The sequence below is a fragment of the Syntrophothermus sp. genome, assembly GCF_013314835.1.
Taxonomy (GTDB): Bacteria; Bacillota; Syntrophomonadia; order Syntrophomonadales; family Syntrophothermaceae; genus Syntrophothermus; species Syntrophothermus lipocalidus.
On record NZ_JABUEX010000158.1, the window covers coordinates 1 to 2,238 of the forward strand.

At 55.9% G+C, this 2,238-nt stretch carries 1 rRNA gene; it reads right to left on the bottom strand.

From position 1 onward, the window contains the following. Positions 1-2,183: ribosomal RNA gene (locus HPY90_RS15940) — 23S ribosomal RNA — on the bottom strand; the annotation flags it as partial. Positions 2,184-2,238 lie beyond the last annotated feature (55 nt).

Genomic DNA, 2,238 nt, shown 5'->3' on the forward strand with positions numbered 1-2,238 from the left:
TTTCGCCGAGCCCCCCGTCAAGACAGCGCCCAAGTCGTTACGCCATTCGTGCGGGTCGGAACTTACCCGACAAGGAATTTCGCTACCTTAGGACCGTTATAGTTACGGCCGCCGTTCACCGGGGCTTCGGTTCAGACCTTCGCCTTGCAGCTAAGCCCTCCCCTTAACCTTCCGGCACTGGGCAGGCGTCAGCCCCTATACGTCGTCTTTCGACTTAGCAGAGACCTGTGTTTTTGATAAACAGTCGCTTGGGCCATTTCTCTGCGGCCCTCTCGCGCAGCATAAAGCTTTTCATGCCACGCTACTCAGGGCACCTCTTCTCCCGAAGTTACGAGGTCATTTTGCCGAGTTCCTTAACGAGGGTTCTCTCGCGCGCCTTAGGATTCTCTCCTCGCCTACCTGTGTCGGTTTGCGGTACGGGCACCTCAAGTCCTCGCTAGAGGCTTTTCTTGGCAGCTTGGGTTCGACAAGTTCCGCTACTATTATTTCGCATCCCCATCAGGCCTCAGAGTTAACACGGCACGGATTTGCCTTCTGCCGCCTCCTACACCCTTGGACAGGCACTTCCAGTCGCCTGATTGCCTACCCTTCTGCGTCACCCCATCGCTTGGGAACCTTGCACTCCTGCCTGTAGCCAAAACCACACACATTCGCACAAGACCCCATGGTCGGCCTTGAGGTGGTATCGGAATATCAACCGATCCTCCATCGCCTACGGCATCTGCCCTCGGCTTAGGCCCCGACTTACCCTGAGAGGACGACCCTTCCTCAGGAAACCTTAGGCTTTCGGCGGGCAAGATTCTCACTTGCCTTGTCGCTACTTATACCGGCATTCTCTCTTCCCTGCCGTCCACCAGTCTTTCCAGTCTGGCTTCGCTCGCCAGGGAACGCTCTCCTACCAGATAGCCTTTCGGCTATCTCCCAGGCTTCGGTGATGGGCTTCAGCCCCGATACATTTTCGGCGCAGGACCACTTGACCAGTGAGCTATTACGCACTCTTTGAATGAATGGCTGCTTCTAAGCCAACATCCTGGCTGTCTTAGCGACCCCACATCCTTTCCCACTTAGCCCATACTATGGGACCTTAGCCTTGGATCTGGGCTTTTCCCCTCTCGACTATGAACCTTAGAGCCCACAGTCTGACTCCTGGGATAAACTTGTGGCATTCGGAGTTTGAAAGGGTTCGGTAAGCTTTCAGGCCCCCTAGCCCGATCAGTGCTCTACCTCCACAAGTCATCTCCCAAGGCTAGCCCTAAAGCTATTTCGGAGAGAACCAGCTATCTCCGGGTTCGATTGGCATTTCACCCCTATCCACAGCTCATCCCATGCCTTTTCAACGACAACGTGGTTCGGGCCTCCACGGGGGATTAGCCCCGCTTCACCCTGGCCATGGATAGATCACCCGGTTTCGGGTCTACAGCATGCGACTTGACGCCATTTTAAGACTCGCTTTCGCTACGGCTCCGCGTTTTACCGCTTAACCTCGCCACATACTGTAACTCGCCGGTCCGTTCTACAAAAAGTACGCGGTCAGACCCGCCTTGCGCTAAGCGCATGCGATGGTCCTCCCACTGTTTGTAGGCACACGGTTTCAGGTTCTATTTCACTCCCCTCCCGGGGTTCTTTTCGCCTTTCCCTCACGGTACTAGTTCACTATCGGTCGCCGGGTAGTATTTAGCCTTGGAAGGTGGTCCTCCCAGCTTCCCACGGGGTTCCTCGTGCCCCGTGGTACTCAGGAGGCTACCCATGGCGGCTTCGGCCTTTCGCCTACTGGACTATCACCACCTATGGTGGGCCGTTCCAGACCTCTTCAGCTAGACCTTACACCTGCCATCAGGATACCTGCAGATATCCTACGGTAACCCCTGCAACCCCCATGACACAACGCCTGCAGGCTTACATGCCATGAGTTTGGGCTCCTCCCCTTTCGCTCGCCACTACTCAGGGAATCGATACTTCTTTCTTCTCCTCGCGGTACTAAGATGTTTCAGTTCCCGCGGTTCCCCTCCTTGCCCTATCTATTCAGACAAGGATACCAGGGCATTACCCCTGGTGGGTTCCCCCATTCGGGCACCCCCGGATCAACGCCTGCTTGCGGCTACCCGAGGCATTTCGTCGCTTGCCACGCCCTTCTTCGGCTCCCGGCGCCAAGGCATCCACCATGCGCCCTTTGTAGCTTGACCTCTTACTTAAAGCTCGACGATTTCTACCCACTCTGTGCAGTTTTCAAGGTGCAAA